The following is a 15,660-nucleotide window of genomic DNA, read 5'->3' as shown; positions in this document are numbered from 1 at the left end:
AGTTTTGAGTAAGGAGTTTTGAGTAGGGAGTAAGGAGATAAGTTTTATTTTATTAGAATTTATAGATAATATTATGGATTATAAAGATTTACTAGCTTATAAAAAATCATTTGTTTTAGCTATGATGATTTTTGATGTTTCAAAAAATTTTCCAAAAGAAGAAAAGTATTCCTTGACCGACCAAATAAGAAGAAGTTCAAGAAGTGTTACCGTTACCATAACCGAATCCTATAGAAAAAGAGTTTATCCAAAGAATTTTTTGAGCAAGCTAACTGATGCAGAAGCTGAAAACTCTGAAACTCAAGTTTGGTTGGATTTTTCATTATCTTGTGGTTATTTGGAAGAATCAAAGCATATAGAACTAACAAGTTTAAATAATGAAGTCGGAAAATTAATTTATTATATGATAAAGAATCCTGAGAAATTTGGGTCAACAAAAGTTTAACCGTAAAGACATGACTCCAAACTAATAACTCTAAACTCCCAACTAAAAAAATGAACATCCAACAATATTTCGAATTTTGCCTTTCCAAAAAAGCCGTAACCGAACATTTTCCGTTTGATGAAGATACTTTGGTGTTTAAGGTTGGCGGAAAAATGTTTGCCCTTTCTTCTCTATCTCAATGGGAAAAAGGCACGCCATCCATCAATTTGAAATGCGACCCAGAACGTGCCGAAGAACTTCGAGCGGAATTCAACGACATCCAACCGGGTTATCATATGAGTAAAATCCATTGGAATACGGTTGCTTTACATGGCGATGTTTCGGATAAAATGGTGCGGGAATTGATTGACCATTCGTATGATTTGGTTTTTAAAAGTTTGACTAAAAAACTACAGAACGAAATTAATTTAGGCGATTCGATAATTTGAAAATTAGAGAATTAGACTGTACATTTACAAAAAAAAGCAACTCAAAAATGAACGAACATATCAGAAAATTTTTAAACGAGGAACAAGATCCAAAAGCGATTGAAAAAATCACTTCAAAATTGACGGATTTATTGATGAAAAATGAAGAAGTGGGTTACATTGGAGTTCAAAAAAAGCCTGTAACCGTTTTTCCTGACAGCATTGTTTTGACCAACAAACGCATCATCATCTGCAAGCCTAAAAATTTAGGGTTATCGATGGATTTTACCGATTATACTTGGGACGACATTGCAGGAACGATGGTAAAAGAAAACCTTTTGGGTTCGGAATTTTCGTTTACCACCAAAACCGATTTGACGATTTCTATTGATTACATTCCGAAAATTCAGGCAAGAAAAATTAACACCTTTGCCAAAGAACAACTGGATATTTTGAAAAATGGAAATGTGGTAAGTAATGAACCAACCGTGGAGGAACCGCAAACTTTTTTGGAAGCAGAGTTAGAAGAAGATATTTTTCCGAAAACACTTGAAAACACTGAGGAAATCGAAAATATTGAAGAAGTAGAAACCGAAGAAGTTTCGGATTTTGCCGAAATTATTCCGGTGGAACATTCAGGTTATCGTGCCGAAAAACAATTCCCTGATGAAAAACCTTCCAAAACAATCGGACTGGAAAATCTTACGCAAGATGAATTGTTCGAAAAGCTTCAGAATTATAAAAAATTACTCGACAACGGATTGATTTTGCAAGGGGAATATGATGCTTTGAAAAAAGAGATTTTAAGTTATTTGTAAGTAAGTCAAAAGTTAAAAGTAAAAGTCGAAAGTGAAGATGTGTAGTGCTAACTTTCGACTTTTTATTTGTACAGCATCTTCTTTAAGATGTTTAACTTTCAAAGTTTTGACTCAAAAAGTTCGCTTTTGCTTTTCTACAAAGTTTTTCGATTGAAGTTCCAATAATTCGTGGGCATTTTTTCTTTGCAAATGGTATAGTTCCCTATCCGAAGCAATGTCTTCATAAACTTTGTCGTGCATTTGAGCACTTGTTTTTACCAATAATTCACGTTGGTACTTGTCTTGGTTGAGGGTAGCTTTGAGAGCCGTTTCCAAATCTTCCAATTTATAATCGTATTCGCCTTTTGGAGATAATAATTTGGCAATAATAGGAGAAGTTTCGATGGCTAAAAACAAAAGCATAATGAAAAATGAAGGCAACCAAGGCAGTTTGTTTAAGGCATTGATTCTTGCCATTAATCCGTCGAAACCATCAATTATAGGTTGGGTTTCCGATACTTTTTTATCCAAATCCGTTTGTAACGTTTTAGACGATTTTTCCAATTCGGCAATTTTCGCAAGATTGATTTTTCGCAAGGTGTCGAGTTCGGCTTTCGCCAAATCGTGCTTGGCGATTTTTTCTTTAAAAACCGGACCTTTTCCTAGTTTTTTTGTTCCAGCAGTTCCTTCGGCTTCGGCAATGTAGGTTTCATATAAGGTGTTGACTTCCTTTTCTTTCTTTGCAATTTCCGATTTCAAGTTGTCCACTTGGGCTTTGTTTTTATCCAAATCCGATTTGAAATAATTGGCCACTTCTTTCTTGTTATTCAAGGCCATTGCATTTTTTTCCTTCAATAAAACGGTGTTGATTTCCTTCTCGAAAATTTTAATTTCCAAAGGTTTTGAAATTACAATCGCAATGATAACCGCTAAGGCAATTCTGGGAGTCGCTTGAAGAAATTCGTTCCAAAAAGAATCTCTTTTTCGAATGGTGGATACGATAAAACGGTCGAGATTAAAAATTAGTAAACCCCAAACGAGTCCGAAACCAATAGCGGGATAAACGCTGTCGAAAACCGTAAAAAGTGCATAAGCACTGGCAATATAAGCCATAACGGCTGTGAAGAAAACGGTTGCTCCAATACCGGCGAATTTAGTTTGTTCGCCTTCTGAGCAATTTTCGAGTAGCTTTTTATCGGCTCCCGAACACAGGATAAAAAATTGTTTTAACATGATGATTGATGATTTATACGCTGAAAACGTGTACAGCGTGTGATGATTGATGATGTTTGCAAAGATAACGCCAGATTTTTTGTTTTGGTATAAACGGCTGGTATCTTTTGGTTTAAATGAAATAACCACCCATCTCTGAACGGTTATCTTTCTATTTAGTCTTTAATTGAATAGGTAAATAAAATTGAACTCTCACAGGTTTTCCGTGTAGTACTCCTGGTTTCCATCTCGGCGAATTTTTCATCATTCTCACCGCTTCTTCTTTTTTTCAGAAATTTCCTTGTTATTGGGGTTTGCGTTAGGGATTGCAGCGGAAATCCTTTTTTAAGAGGCCTTTTTCTGGCCGATAAAAAAGATTGAAGCGGAAAGCCCGACCGCCTTTTTCTGGCGGGAACGCCCAAATTATTTTCGTTACAATTTTTGATTTATGATGAAGTAAAACCTTAACAATTATCACTAAATTTGCGACTTTAAAATTTCAATCATGTACAGAAGTCATAATTGTGGAGAGTTGAACGCTTCACACATCAACAAAGAGGTTACACTTGCGGGTTGGGTTCAAAAATCGCGCGACAAAGGTTTTATGAATTGGGTTGATTTGCGTGACCGTTATGGAATTACGCAATTAATTTTTGACGAAAGTCGCACGGATAAAGCCGTTTTTGAGTTGGCTAAAACCCTTTCGAGAGAATTTGTGATTCAGGTAAAAGGGACTGTGATTGAGCGAGAAGCCAAGAATAAAAATATCGCAACGGGTGATATTGAAATTTTAGTTTCGGAATTAAATATTTTGAATACGGCTTTGACGCCTCCGTTTACGATTGAAGACGAAACCGATGGTGGCGAAGATATCCGAATGAAATACCGCTATCTTGACATTAGAAGAAATCCAGTGAAAAACAGTTTGCTTTTCCGTCACAAAGTGGCAATGGAAGTGCGAAAATATTTGTCGGATTTGGATTTTTGTGAGGTAGAAACGCCTTATTTGATTAAATCGACTCCGGAAGGTGCTCGAGATTTTGTGGTGCCAAGCCGTATGAATGAAGGGCAATTTTATGCTTTGCCACAATCGCCACAAACGTTTAAACAGTTGTTGATGGTAGGCGGAATGGACAAATATTTTCAGATTGTGAAATGTTTCCGAGATGAGGATTTAAGAGCTGATCGTCAGCCGGAGTTTACGCAAATTGATTGCGAAATGGCGTTTGTGGAGCAAGAAGATATATTGAATGTTTTTGAAGGATTGATGCGTCATTTGTTGAAAGAATTAAAAGGCATTGTCCCGAGTGATTCGGGAGAAAAATTCCCGAGAATTACTTATGATTATGCCATGAAAACGTATGGAAACGACAAGCCGGATATTCGTTTTGGGATGAAATTTTGTCCGCTAACTCCAGAAGGCGGAACTTTTGAGCCAAAAGGTTTTCCTGTTTTTGATAATGCTGAATTAGTTGTTGGAATTAACGTGGAAGGTTGTGCAGATTATACGCGAAAACAAATTGACGAACTGATTGAATGGGTAAAACGTCCTCAAGTTGGCGCAACTGGAATGGTTTACGTTCGATACAATAATGACGGGACTTTAAAATCTTCGGTGGACAAGTTTTACAATGAAGAAGTTTTAAAAACTTGGGCAGAAAAAATGAACGCAAAACCGGGCGATTTAATGTTGATACTTTCGGGTCCGGCAAATAAAACAAGAGCACAACTTTCGGCTTTGAGAATGGAATTGGCAACGCGTTTAGGATTGCGTAATCCGGAAGTTTTTGCACCACTTTGGGTAGTAGATTTCCCACTTTTGGAACAAGATGAAGAGAATGGAAGATGGCATGCTATGCATCATCCGTTTACATCTCCAAAACCTGAAGACATGGCTCTGCTGGAAACCGATCCCGGAAAAGTTCGTGCCAATGCATACGATTTGGTTTTGAATGGAAACGAAATTGGAGGTGGTTCTATTCGTATCCATGATAAAGCTACGCAACAATTAATGTTTAAATATTTAGGTTTCACCGAAGAAGAAGCCAAAGCACAATTCGGATTTTTGATGGATGCTTTCCAGTTTGGAGCACCACCACACGGCGGTTTGGCTTTTGGGTTAGACAGATTGGTTGCCATTTTAGGTGGACAAGAAACCATTAGAGATTTTATTGCGTTCCCTAAAAATAATTCTGGTCGCGATGTGATGATTGATGCACCTTCGGTAATTGATGAAAAACAATTGGAAGAGTTGCATATTTCGGTTAAGAGTTTGTAATTAACCATTGACGAACATAAAAAAACCTCGAAATTTTCGTTTCGAGGTTTTTTGTTTTTATTAAAACTCAGCGTTTCCGGGAGTTCTTGGGAACGGAATTACATCTCTAATGTTCGTCATTCCGGTTACAAAAAGCACCAATCTTTCAAAACCAAGTCCAAAACCACTGTGAACCGCAGTTCCAAAACGACGCGTGTCTAAATACCACCAAAGTTCTTCTTCGTCAATCCCTATCACTTTCATTTTTTCGAGCAAAACATCTAAACGTTCCTCACGTTGAGAACCACCCACGATTTCGCCAATTCCAGGGAATAAAATATCCATCGCAGCTACCGTTTTTTGGTCTTCGTTCAAACGCATGTAAAACGATTTAATGTTTGCCGGATAATCATACACAATTACAGGCGATTTAAAATGTTTTTCCACCAAGAAACGCTCGTGTTCACTTTGTAAATCGGCACCCCATTCCTCAATTAAATATTGGAATTTTTTATTCTTATTCGGTTTTGAATTTTTCAAAATGTCAATCGCTTCGGTGTAAGAAACACGCTTGAAATTATTTTCCAATACGAAATTCAACTTCTCAAGCAAAGCCATTTCGCTTCGTTCCGCTTGTGGTTTTTGCTTTTCTTCTTCCAATAAGCGGCTTTCCAAAAACTTTAAATCATCACCACATTTATCCATTGTGTATTGAATCACGTATTGAATAAAATCTTCGGCAAGATCCATATTGTCATGCAAATCATTGAAGGCAACTTCCGGCTCAATCATCCAAAATTCTGCCAAGTGGCGTGAGGTATTTGAATTTTCGGCTCTAAAAGTGGGTCCAAAAGTATATACCTGACCTAAAGCCATTGCAAAAGTTTCGGCTTCCAATTGTCCAGAAACCGTCAAGTTAGTATGTTTTCCAAAAAAATCTTTCTTGAAATCGACTTTTCCTTCTTCGTTTTTTGGCAAACTGTCTAATGGCAATGAAGTCACTTGAAACATCTCTCCAGCACCTTCGGCATCAGCACCTGTAATCACAGGCGTATTCACGTACACAAAACCTTTTTCCTGAAAATATTGATGCACTGCAAATGCCAAAACTGATCGCACACGCATAATCGCCCCAAACGCATTCGTTCGAACACGCAAATGCGCATTTTCGCGTAAAAATTCAAGCGAATGTTTCTTAGGTTGCATCGGGAATTTTTCTGCGTCAGAATCACCTAAAATCTCCACATTTGTCACTTGAACTTCAAATTTTTGACCCTTTCCTTGGCTTTCCACCAACGAGCCTTTCAACGCAACCGCAGCACCAGTCGTAATTCTTTTCAAAACCTCCGCAGGCGTATTTTCAAAATCCACAACACACTGAATATTATGAATCGTTGAACCGTCATTTAACGCAATAAATTGGTTGTTTCTAAACGTTCTAACCCAACCTTTCACATAAACATCTTGCATGGTTTGAGCACTATTAAGTAACTCAATAACTTTAGTGTGTTTCATCTTTTTTTGATTTCTAAATCTTTATAAAATATTTTTTTGGAGCCTTCTGAAGCTTCGGGACTAGGCATTTTTTTAAACTTGGTTTCCCGCTTTCGGCTTTAGGCTTCCGCTTCGCTCCAGCGCTATCGCCTCTCCCGACGGTTCAGGACGGGGCTAAGGGAAAACTTCAGGTATTTTTTAAAAGCCAATTCCCCACATAGCCGATAAACAAACCGCAAATATAATAAAATTTCAAGCTTATTTCTGGGCAAAAAATCTAGTGAAATACCCCACAGAAATTAAAAACCCAAATTCAAAATCAGCGTTAATTTAATGGAAATATTGTCTTCAAATCGCGACAATTGGTTCGGGCCGTATCTATAAAATCCGGCTATTCCGAAGGCTTTGTAAATTTGATTCAACTCAATCCCGGATTCAAAATATCCATCCCGAAGTGTCTTATACTCAATTCCCAAATGCTGCTCTTGCTTTTCTAAATCTCCCCAAGCCATTCGTGTTACAAAAACCGGCGAAGGTTTAATTCCTTTGTAAATCTGAAGTCGCTTAAAACCGTGTTTCAATTGGAAGATCACAAATTTACTCGAGAAAAATTCGTTGAAATACATAGTTTCAAAAGCATTTTTCCCAGCAATAGTCATTCGTTGAAGCAATCGATCTTTAGTTAAACTATTGGGGGAAGTATTGTATAAATGCGTCAATGGAACATCGCCAATCGCATAACCCGCTTCCATCAATAACATGGTTTTTTGACCGTTGAGGTATTTTTTTTCCCAATCGGCTCTAAAATCAATCTTAGAAAAATCAAAGTCATTGCCTAAAATTCCGCCTAAAGTTTGCGTAAACTGAAACGTAAATTTGGGGTAGCGTTTTTCAATTTCTAATTTACCCGAAGGCGTTTGCATAAAATCGCTAAACGGATTCCATTGCAAAGCAAAACTTGCGGTTGTCATCGTAAAAAAATCGTAAGCACGAGTATCTTTCACGTAAGTGTAATTAAAAAGTGGCGTAATTTCAGCATGTGAAAGTTGCCAATAACTCTCGGTTTTTGGGATAATTTTGGTTTCAATGTAACCTTGCCAAGTTTTGTGGTTGTAAAAAGTACTCAAGTTGATTGGTCGCGGATCGTAAATTTTAAAAACCCGTTTATCAGTGGCAAACGAAGTACTTGCAATTTCTTTTACATCATCCGTAAAACTCGCGCCAATCCACGAATTAGAAAAAATCCCAACACGAACTGCCGCTCCAATACTGTATTTTATTTCGTTGTCTTTGGTACCGTAAGCCGTGTAACCTTTTAGCCTAAAATATTCTGACAGGCGATTGTTAGTCGTTCCTCCGGCTCCAAGTCTAAAACCTTCATAATTATTGTAACTCAGTAAATAACGCAGGTCTAAATCAAAAAATCCAATTGGAAGATATCCGTCCAGAATTTTTCTTCCGAAGCGCAATTTATTTTCTAAATTTTCTTTTTTTACAATGCTGTCAAGGGCCTCGTAAGTGGCGATACTTCGTTGATCCAAAGGTTCTTTGCGGTATTGTTGCCAAAAATTTTCATCGCGTTCGATGGCGTTTTTTTTGATTTCGATAGCCACGGCGGAATGTGTGATAGTCACCGGTTCGTTAAAACTAAAATCAAAATTTTCTGATTTTGAAATTAAATACGTAAAATCCGAAGCATCTTTTTCACGGGTTCGTTTAGCATTATAATCTCCTTCGAATTTAATGGTTCCGCCTAAAATTTTAATGTCTTCCTCATTTTTTCCTTTCACTACCCGGAACTCTTTTTCTGAAGGAAACCATATTTTTTCGTTGGACAAAAACTTAAAATAATGCGTTGCCGCAATGTCCATAACACCACGAATTCTGGTAACGGCTTTGGCAATGGAAAAATTTTCGCTATCGATATACAAAATACCTTCTAAACCTGCCGCTTTGCGTTTTTTTGCCGGTTTAAAGTGAATGACAAAAGCCTCTCGATTATCGATTTTTACGGTATCTAACAATTGATAACGGTAATCTTTAAATGCATCATGGGCAATAGGACTGTTATATTTAGTTTCAAAAAGTTCGTAATGTTCATCGTAAATAGAAAACGACTGAAGGTTAAAAGCGATGATTTCGTAAATAGGACTTTTGAAACCTGACATTTTGGTTCCCAGAATATTTTCTTTTAACTTATTTCCATCGAATAGAAAATCCGACACTTTTTCGGTTTGGAACAAATGGCGTTTGTCCACAATTTCTTTATAAAGATATTCAGACGAGTCAATTTCTTTGAACTTTTTTTGCTCATTTCGAGTTACAAAAATCGAATCAATTTTTCCCTTAATTGAGTCAGAATGTGCCGAAACAATGAGTTTGTTGTAACTTTTAAATCGAAAACTATTTAGTTTTTTTTGCGGATCGTTTTGCGATTTTAGCGATTGTGTTTTTTTGATTATATTTTTGGCAAAATTTTCGCCGGAAATGTAAACTTCATCCAATTTTTGAAGTTTGGCAATCAAGCTGATTTCTTCAAAATTATTCGGATTGTGAATGACTTTAGTTTCGTAACCAATGTAGGAAATAATCAAGCTTTGGCGGGAATTATTTTCAATGTCAAAATTTCCATCTATGTCTGTAATGCTTTTGTTATTACCAAAAGTTACCGTTGCAAAAGCCAAGGGTTGCTGAGAATTTTTGTCTTTTACAGTTCCCGAAAGCCGAACCTGTGCCGCAATCATAGTCGGGAAAATACAAACTAAAAACAACCAAAAACCTCTCATAAACTAATGCGATTCCATAATGGGGAGTCACCGCGATTGCAAAAGTACGGGTAAAATGATAAAAAAAATCCACCGTTAAGTGGATTTTAATATTTTGAAGTGTAAAGATTATACTTTCATAATTTCAGCTTCTTTCGCAGCCAGTAAATCATCAATTTTCTTTACATAAGAATTGGTTAAGTTCTGCACTTCTTCTTCAGCAGACTTACATATATCTTCAGAAGTTCCTTCTTTTTCTAATTTTTTAATATCGGTATTAGCGTCTTTTCTTACATTTCTAATTCCAATTTTAGCATCTTCTGCTTCAGATTTGGCTTGTTTTACCAAATCGCGACGGCGTTCTTCAGTTAATGGTGGAACACTAATGATGATGTTATCGCCATTATTCATCGGGTTAAAACCAATGTTGGCAATCATAATTGCTTTTTCAATAGGTTGCAACATATTTTTTTCCCATGGTTGAACGGTAATCGTTCGGGCATCAGGAACATTAATATTTGCCACTTGCGATAGCGGCGTTTGTGAACCGTAATAATCCACAAAAATTCCACCTAACATCGCTGGCGAAGCTTTTCCAGCTCTAATATTTAAAAATTCTTTTTCAAGGTGTGCAATCGAGTTATTCATCGATTCTTTTGCACTGTCTAATATAAAATCAATTTCTTCAGTCATTTTTTTTTAGTTTTAGGGTTTAAGGTTCAAAATATCAAGAGAAAATTTTGAACAATAAATATTTAAACTTTATACGTTTACTACAGTTCCTACGTTTTCGCCTGCACAAATTTTTTCTAGGTTTCCTTTTTTATTCATGTCAAAAACCACAATTGGCAAAGCGTTTTCCTGGCTTAAAGTAAAAGCGGTTGAATCCATTACATTTAAACCTTTTTTAATCACATCTTCAAATGAAATACTCTCGAATTTTATAGCATCGGCATTTTTTTCAGGATCCGAAGTGTAAATGCCGTCCACGCGAGTTCCTTTTAAAATCACATCAGCGTCAACTTCAACACCTCGTAAAACAGCAGCGGTATCGGTTGTAAAATAAGGATTTCCGGTTCCGGCTCCAAAAATTACAATCCTGCCTTTTTCAAGGTGACGAACCGCTCTTCTTTTAATATAAGGTTCTGCAATAGCTTCAATTTTTAAAGCAGTTTGCAAACGCGTCAACATTCCGTGGTCTTCCAAAGCACCTTGAAGCGCCATTCCGTTAATGACAGTGGCCAACATTCCCATGTAATCACCTTGAACTCTGTCCATTCCGTTGGCGGCTCCGGCAACGCCTCTAAAAATATTTCCTCCTCCAATCACAATGGCGATTTGCACGCCTTTTTCGTGAATTTTTTTAATTTCTTCGGCATATTCTGCAAGCCTTTGAGGGTCAATTCCGTATTGTCTGTCGCCCATTAAAGCTTCTCCGCTTAATTTCAGGAGGATTCTTTTGTATTTCATTAGTTGTGTTTTAAAAATTTTTCTGAAGTTTCGAAACTAAATTATAAATTTTCTTCGAAAGTTGTGCAAATATAGTTATTATCTGTTTTTTTAAAATATCATCTTTCAAAAAAATCACTTCGATATTTATCTGTATTTTTGCAAAAATTTTTCAACTGATGAAAACTATTATTAGCGATAGCTTGCAAAACGCTTACACTTATCTTGAATACCGAAATTTAGTTTCAGATTTGATTGTGGCTGAAAAATCGACAGGAAACGTGCAATCTGAAGAAATATTGCATTACAGCAAGTTGAACGAAACCCGGATGAATCGTTTGGATAAAACCATTATGATAACTCCAGAAAATGTGGAACGGTTGAAATTATTACGAAAAGAATACCTTTGGTTAGTGATTTCTGAAGGATGGTGTGGCGATGCTACTCAAATTTTGCCGATCATGCATAAGATGAACGTGATTTCGGACAATATCGAGTTTAAGGTAGTGCTTCGAGATGAACATGAGGATTTGATGAATTTATTTTTAACTGATGGCGCTAAATCAATTCCGAAATTAATAGTTTTAGATGCCGAAAATCTTGAGGTTTTAGACACTTGGGGACCAAGACCTCAAGCCGCCATTGATTTGGTAAAAAATTATAAAGCGACTCACGGCATCATCGATGAAAAAATTAAAACCGATTTACAAATGTGGTATTTGAACGACAAAGGTTTGAGTACGCAAACCGAAATTATAGAAATAATGCGTTTGGCAGAAATTCAGGAATAGATTTTTCTATTTGAATTTTTAATTCAAATTCAACGTTCCTAAAATTTTTATTTTATTAGAGGTTGACATTCCACCCGGATTACAACCCGGTTTTCCCTCCGGAATTTCACTGCCAATGGTTTTGTAATAATCTACCCAAGCCGGAAAAAATTCTGTCGTTCCAGGTTTTTTGTAAGTCATAGGAAACAATTGAAAAAACGGTTTGTCGTTGTTCGCTTTTTTGAAAGCGTCGTAAATCAATTCAGAGCAATAATATTTTCCATTGTCATAGACATAATCATCATCATACGGAACACCCATTTGCGCAAGCGAAAAATCAATAGTTTCCGGAATTAATTTTTGATATTTTTTCTTTACACGTCCAATGAACATTGGCTTTTTTGTGTTTTTTGAAAATTTTTCCAACGGCGTCAATCGCACTGCCGAACCTGCTGCTTCAATGATAAAAATGCTGTCGTTTTTTTTCAACACCAATCCCATGTGGCTAAAATCATTGTCTTGATAACCTTGTGTTACAGCTTCAATCGCGTCGCACAACGGACCACAATCCATATCTTGAAAAATTAAATCCCCGGTTTTGAGCTGGGAAACGTTGATTTGTGCATTTGAAATTATAGAAGAAAAAAGGAAGAGTAATAAAATTCTGAAAGAAATCATAGTTGTATTTTTTTTAAGTCGTGGTAGATTTTTGGGGAATGACTGCTGTGAAAAGCCCGTAAAACCTCAATTTTGGTCTTCACTCTATAAACAATGAGATAAGATCCCAAAATAATATTTCTGTATTTGTGAGATTTTGTTGGCAAATATCGGCATTCTGGATGAAAGTAGTATTGGTTAGAGAGGTTGTTGACTAATCTTAAAATTTCTTCGAAGAAAAAATCGGCAGCGTTCTGACCAAAAGTTACCAATCCATACAAATAAATTTGTTGGACATCTAAGTAAAAAAAAACGCTGATCGCGCTACTTCTTTAGCGATTTTTTCCATTCTTCAAATCTCGCTCTAAATTCACCATCAGTGTAAAACTCACCTTTTTCAGCTTCTTTTATCAGCGCTTTGAATTTTTTTTCCGACATCGGTTTTCCAGGAATGGCAAAATTTTCTGGATTTTCTTTTTTCGTTTTCATCATCGTTCTTATGGTAAAGATAAGAAAAAATTAGTTTGCTTTTTCTTCCGAAATTAATCGTTCAAAATCTTCCAAACCAATACCATTTTCTACGTGATAATCGCCAATTTTGGTACGTCGTAAAGCCGAAAGATGGGCTCCAGACCGTAACGCTTTGCCAAAATCAAAAGCTAAAGAACGGATGTAAGTTCCTTTGCTGCATTTTACCCTAAAATCAATTTCGGGCAACGCAATCCGGGTGATTTCAAATTCGTGAATGGTAGTTTTTCGCGCGGCAATTTCTACGGTTTCTCCTGCGCGAGCGTGTTCATATAATCGAACGCCGTCTTTTTTCAAGGCCGAAAAAATAGGCGGTTTTTGGTCAATTTCACCTAAAAATAAATTTACTGTATCGTGAATTAAATTTTCCGAAATATGTACTGTTGGAAATCTTTGGTCAATTTCAGTTTCTAAATCATACGATGGAGTAGTGGCGCCAACAGTGAAAGTTCCGGTGTATTCTTTGGATTGACCTTGTAATTCGGGGATTTTTTTGGTAAATTTTCCCGTGCAAACAATCAATAAACCACTTGCCAAAGGATCTAACGTTCCGGCGTGACCAATTTTTATTTTTTTGAGTTTCAGTTTACTTTTTAAAACCCATTTCAATTTGTTTACCGCCTGAAAAGACGTCCATTGCAACGGTTTGTCGATGAGTAAAATTTGCCCTTCTAAAAAATCTTGTGCCGAAAACTGCATTATTTTTGAAAATAAATAAAATAAATGAGAAGCAAAGTTCCTACAATAATTCTGTAATATCCCCAAGGTTTGAAACCGTATTTTTTAATCACGCCAATGAAAAATTTGATGGCAATAATTGATACGATAAAAGCAACGATATTTCCAATTAAAAACAATTTTAGATTGTCGCCAGATTGCATCAATAATTCATAACCTTTTAATTGGGTTTCACTATATGTTTTTAAAAAAACCGAATAGCAAGTTACGGCTAACATAGTTGGAACTGCCAAAAAGAAAGAAAATTCTGCGGCTGTTTGTCTAGTTAAACCTTGTTGCATCCCGCCAATAATTGAGGCTGCGGATCGACTTGTTCCCGGCATCATCGCCAAGCATTGCCAAAAACCTATGGTTACCGCTTTTTTGATGGTAATTTCTTCCTCCGATGCAATCACAGGATTTTTAAAATAATTATCAACGAAAAGTAAAATAATTCCGCCCAAGATTAAAACAATCGCAATGGGAATCGGGTTTCCCAAAACAGCATCAATATAATCATCAAAAATATAACCTAAAACAAGCGCCGGAATTACAGCACAAGCGAGTTTGATGTAAAAATTAAATTTTGAGAAATCAAAAAACTTTTTCCAATACAACGCCACTACTGCCAAAATAGCTCCAAATTGAATTGAAACCTGAAAAAGTTTGGTAAAATCGTCCTCCTGAATCCCGAAGTACGAACTGGTGAAAATCATGTGTCCTGTAGAAGAAACCGGCAAATATTCTGTTAAGCCTTCAACGATCGCGATGATAATCGCTTCTATTAAATCCATAAAGTCAATTTGATCATTAGTCAATTTGATTCAAAATCGGCAATTAATAACTTACCAATCCGTCAAATTTTCTAATTGTTTTTATTCTTTTTTAAAATGGCGTAAATCGTAATCCCGAAGCCGATTAACACCGTAGTTGGCGCCAAACGAATTCTTCTAAAATTAAAAATTTCTTCGTTAAAAACATTTGGGTCATCACTTCCGCCGCCAGACATTAAGATAAATCCAAGCGTGATAACCGCAATGCCTATCAGTAAAAATTTATAATTTCCTTTGTCAAAAAGAAACTCGTGTTTGTTTTTAGTATCCATAAAATATTTTGTTAAGTAAAATGCCCACTTTGGGGTTTAGGGGGCTTAATAAAGATCATCCGTTCTTAGGTTCAAAAATCTTTGTGTTGCAAAAAATGTACTGAACCAAGTAATTAAAATTCCTAGTAGCAAAACCCCGAGCAAAACTAAGCCTGTCAACATTTGGTCTTCCATAATGCGAAGCGCCGGAAAATTGGTTTCTACATAATATAACACGCCAATTAAAGCCAAAATAGCCAGAACAGCACCCGCAATTCCTAATTTAATACTTCGCCAAATAAATGGCTTTCTGATAAAAGATTTCGTCGCTCCAACCATTTGCATTGTCTTGATAATGAATCGGTTAGAGTAAATAGACAATCGCATCGAGCTGTTAATTAACAACACCGCTACAATCGCCAAAAATCCACTGGCAATCAAAATCCAAAAACTCACCCGCTCAATATTATCGTTCACCATATCCACCAAAACTTTATCGTAAACAATGTCCGAAACCATTGTGTTCGCCTTAATTTCACTCTCAAATTTCTTGATGCTATCGGCCACAATATAATCCGCTTTTAAGTGAATGTCGTAAGAATTTTCTAACGGATTTTCGCCCAAAAACGCCATAAAATCTTCTCCAATAATATCCGTATGTTCTTTTGCAGCTTGATCTTTGGTCACAAATTCGTACTGCTTCACAAACTTGGATGTCTTCAATTGCGTGTCGAAAGCATTTAAAACGCTGTCATTTGCTTCATTTTTAAAATAAACTGACATTGCAATTTCCTCCTTAAAATCGTCCGACAATTTTTTAGAATTAATCACAAATAAACCCAAAATTCCGAGCAAAAAAAGCACCAGAAAAACACTCAAAACCACCGAAAAATAGGATGAAATTAGTCGTCGTTTTTGAAATTTCTCAAAAGATGAAGCCATACTTAAAAATTTAATGCCGTAAAAATAGTAAACATTTCCGTAAACGCAGTTTATAACGCACAAACTTTTAACTTTCGTACAATAAATGTAAATTTGCGCGTCAAAAAAAATTTTTTTTTGATTAGGAGCCAATAGT

Annotated in this window: 17 protein-coding genes; 5 read left to right on the top strand and 12 right to left on the bottom strand. The window is 36.2% G+C overall.

Going from position 1 to position 15,660, the window contains the following annotated elements; genetic code table 11:
• Positions 1-73: 73 nt before the first annotated feature.
• From GV828_RS05410 to GV828_RS05400, 3 genes are read left to right on the top strand one after another with little or no spacing between them, the layout of a single operon-like run.
• Positions 74-445 (top strand): four helix bundle protein, encoded by a 372-nt coding sequence (locus GV828_RS05410; protein WP_166536463.1) that lies wholly within the window; start codon positions 74-76, stop codon positions 443-445.
• A 50-nt stretch (positions 446-495) separates the two neighbouring features.
• The gene (locus GV828_RS05405) at positions 496-873 is read left to right on the top strand and encodes an MmcQ/YjbR family DNA-binding protein (RefSeq protein WP_166536462.1); all 378 of its coding nucleotides are present in this window, start codon (positions 496-498) and stop codon (positions 871-873) included.
• Between the two features lie 47 nt (positions 874-920).
• Positions 921-1,670 (top strand): PH domain-containing protein, encoded by a 750-nt coding sequence (locus GV828_RS05400; RefSeq protein WP_166536461.1) that lies wholly within the window; start codon positions 921-923, stop codon positions 1,668-1,670.
• Positions 1,671-1,781: 111 nt separating this feature from the next.
• Here the strand turns inward: GV828_RS05400 and GV828_RS05395 are convergent, their stop codons facing one another.
• Positions 1,782-2,882 carry a DUF4407 domain-containing protein gene (locus tag GV828_RS05395; protein WP_166536549.1) on the bottom strand — a complete coding sequence of 367 codons (1,101 nt, stop codon included), beginning with the start codon at positions 2,880-2,882 and terminating at the stop codon, positions 1,782-1,784.
• A gap of 484 nt (positions 2,883-3,366) precedes the next feature.
• Between GV828_RS05395 and aspS the strand changes: the two genes are divergently transcribed.
• Positions 3,367-5,139, top strand: a complete 1,773-nt coding sequence (gene aspS / locus GV828_RS05390; protein WP_166536460.1) for an aspartate--tRNA ligase — start codon at positions 3,367-3,369, stop codon at positions 5,137-5,139.
• Positions 5,140-5,199: 60 nt separating this feature from the next.
• Here aspS and asnS read toward each other — a convergent pair whose 3' ends face one another.
• The 4 genes from asnS to pyrH all read right to left on the bottom strand — a co-directional run bounded on the left by asnS (position 5,200) and on the right by pyrH (position 10,847).
• A complete protein-coding gene (asnS, locus tag GV828_RS05385; protein WP_166536459.1) occupies positions 5,200-6,633 on the bottom strand; it encodes an asparagine--tRNA ligase in 1,434 nt (477 codons plus the stop codon).
• A gap of 278 nt (positions 6,634-6,911) precedes the next feature.
• Positions 6,912-9,356 carry a DUF5686 family protein gene (locus GV828_RS05380; RefSeq protein WP_235935417.1) on the bottom strand — a complete coding sequence of 815 codons (2,445 nt, stop codon included), beginning with the start codon at positions 9,354-9,356 and terminating at the stop codon, positions 6,912-6,914.
• Between the two features lie 150 nt (positions 9,357-9,506).
• Positions 9,507-10,070 carry a ribosome recycling factor gene (frr, locus tag GV828_RS05375; RefSeq protein ID WP_166536457.1) on the bottom strand — a complete coding sequence of 188 codons (564 nt, stop codon included), beginning with the start codon at positions 10,068-10,070 and terminating at the stop codon, positions 9,507-9,509.
• 69 nt (positions 10,071-10,139) lie between these two features.
• Entirely contained in the window at positions 10,140-10,847 is a 708-nt protein-coding gene (gene pyrH / locus GV828_RS05370) for a UMP kinase (RefSeq protein WP_166536456.1), read from the bottom strand.
• A 158-nt stretch (positions 10,848-11,005) separates the two neighbouring features.
• Here pyrH and GV828_RS05365 point away from each other — a divergent pair, with 158 nt between their 5' ends.
• Positions 11,006-11,617, top strand: a complete 612-nt coding sequence (locus GV828_RS05365) for a thioredoxin family protein (RefSeq protein WP_166536455.1) — start codon at positions 11,006-11,008, stop codon at positions 11,615-11,617.
• 18 nt (positions 11,618-11,635) lie between these two features.
• Here GV828_RS05365 and GV828_RS05360 read toward each other — a convergent pair whose 3' ends face one another.
• From GV828_RS05360 to GV828_RS05330, 7 genes are all read right to left on the bottom strand, one after another.
• A complete protein-coding gene (locus tag GV828_RS05360) occupies positions 11,636-12,274 on the bottom strand; it encodes a YiiX/YebB-like N1pC/P60 family cysteine hydrolase (protein ID WP_166536454.1) in 639 nt (212 codons plus the stop codon).
• Positions 12,271-12,540: a type II toxin-antitoxin system RelE/ParE family toxin gene (locus tag GV828_RS13290; RefSeq protein ID WP_394350649.1), complete on the bottom strand. Its 270-nt coding sequence runs from the start codon at positions 12,538-12,540 to the stop codon at positions 12,271-12,273. The genes GV828_RS05360 and GV828_RS13290 overlap by 4 nt, the downstream gene beginning before the upstream one ends.
• A gap of 37 nt (positions 12,541-12,577) precedes the next feature.
• Positions 12,578-12,745 carry a hypothetical protein gene (locus tag GV828_RS05350; RefSeq protein ID WP_166536452.1) on the bottom strand — a complete coding sequence of 56 codons (168 nt, stop codon included), beginning with the start codon at positions 12,743-12,745 and terminating at the stop codon, positions 12,578-12,580.
• A gap of 27 nt (positions 12,746-12,772) precedes the next feature.
• On the bottom strand, positions 12,773-13,480 hold the full coding sequence (truB, locus tag GV828_RS05345; protein WP_166536451.1) for a tRNA pseudouridine(55) synthase TruB: 708 nt from the start codon (positions 13,478-13,480) through the stop codon (positions 12,773-12,775).
• Entirely contained in the window at positions 13,480-14,292 is an 813-nt protein-coding gene (locus tag GV828_RS05340; RefSeq protein WP_166536450.1) for an undecaprenyl-diphosphate phosphatase, read from the bottom strand. The genes truB and GV828_RS05340 overlap by 1 nt, the downstream gene beginning before the upstream one ends.
• Positions 14,293-14,363: 71 nt before the next feature.
• Entirely contained in the window at positions 14,364-14,603 is a 240-nt protein-coding gene (locus tag GV828_RS05335; RefSeq protein WP_166536449.1) for a DUF3098 domain-containing protein, read from the bottom strand.
• 45 nt (positions 14,604-14,648) lie between these two features.
• Positions 14,649-15,524, bottom strand: coding sequence for a cell division protein FtsX (locus tag GV828_RS05330; protein WP_166536448.1), 876 nt, complete (start codon positions 15,522-15,524; stop codon positions 14,649-14,651).
• Positions 15,525-15,660: the final 136 nt, after the last annotated feature.

Source organism: Flavobacterium ichthyis, from assembly GCF_009915155.1.
Classification (GTDB): Bacteria; Bacteroidota; Bacteroidia; order Flavobacteriales; family Flavobacteriaceae; genus Flavobacterium; species Flavobacterium ichthyis.
The sequence above is the reverse complement of the archived record's forward strand: the minus strand, read 5'-3'. Positions and strand labels throughout refer to the sequence as shown.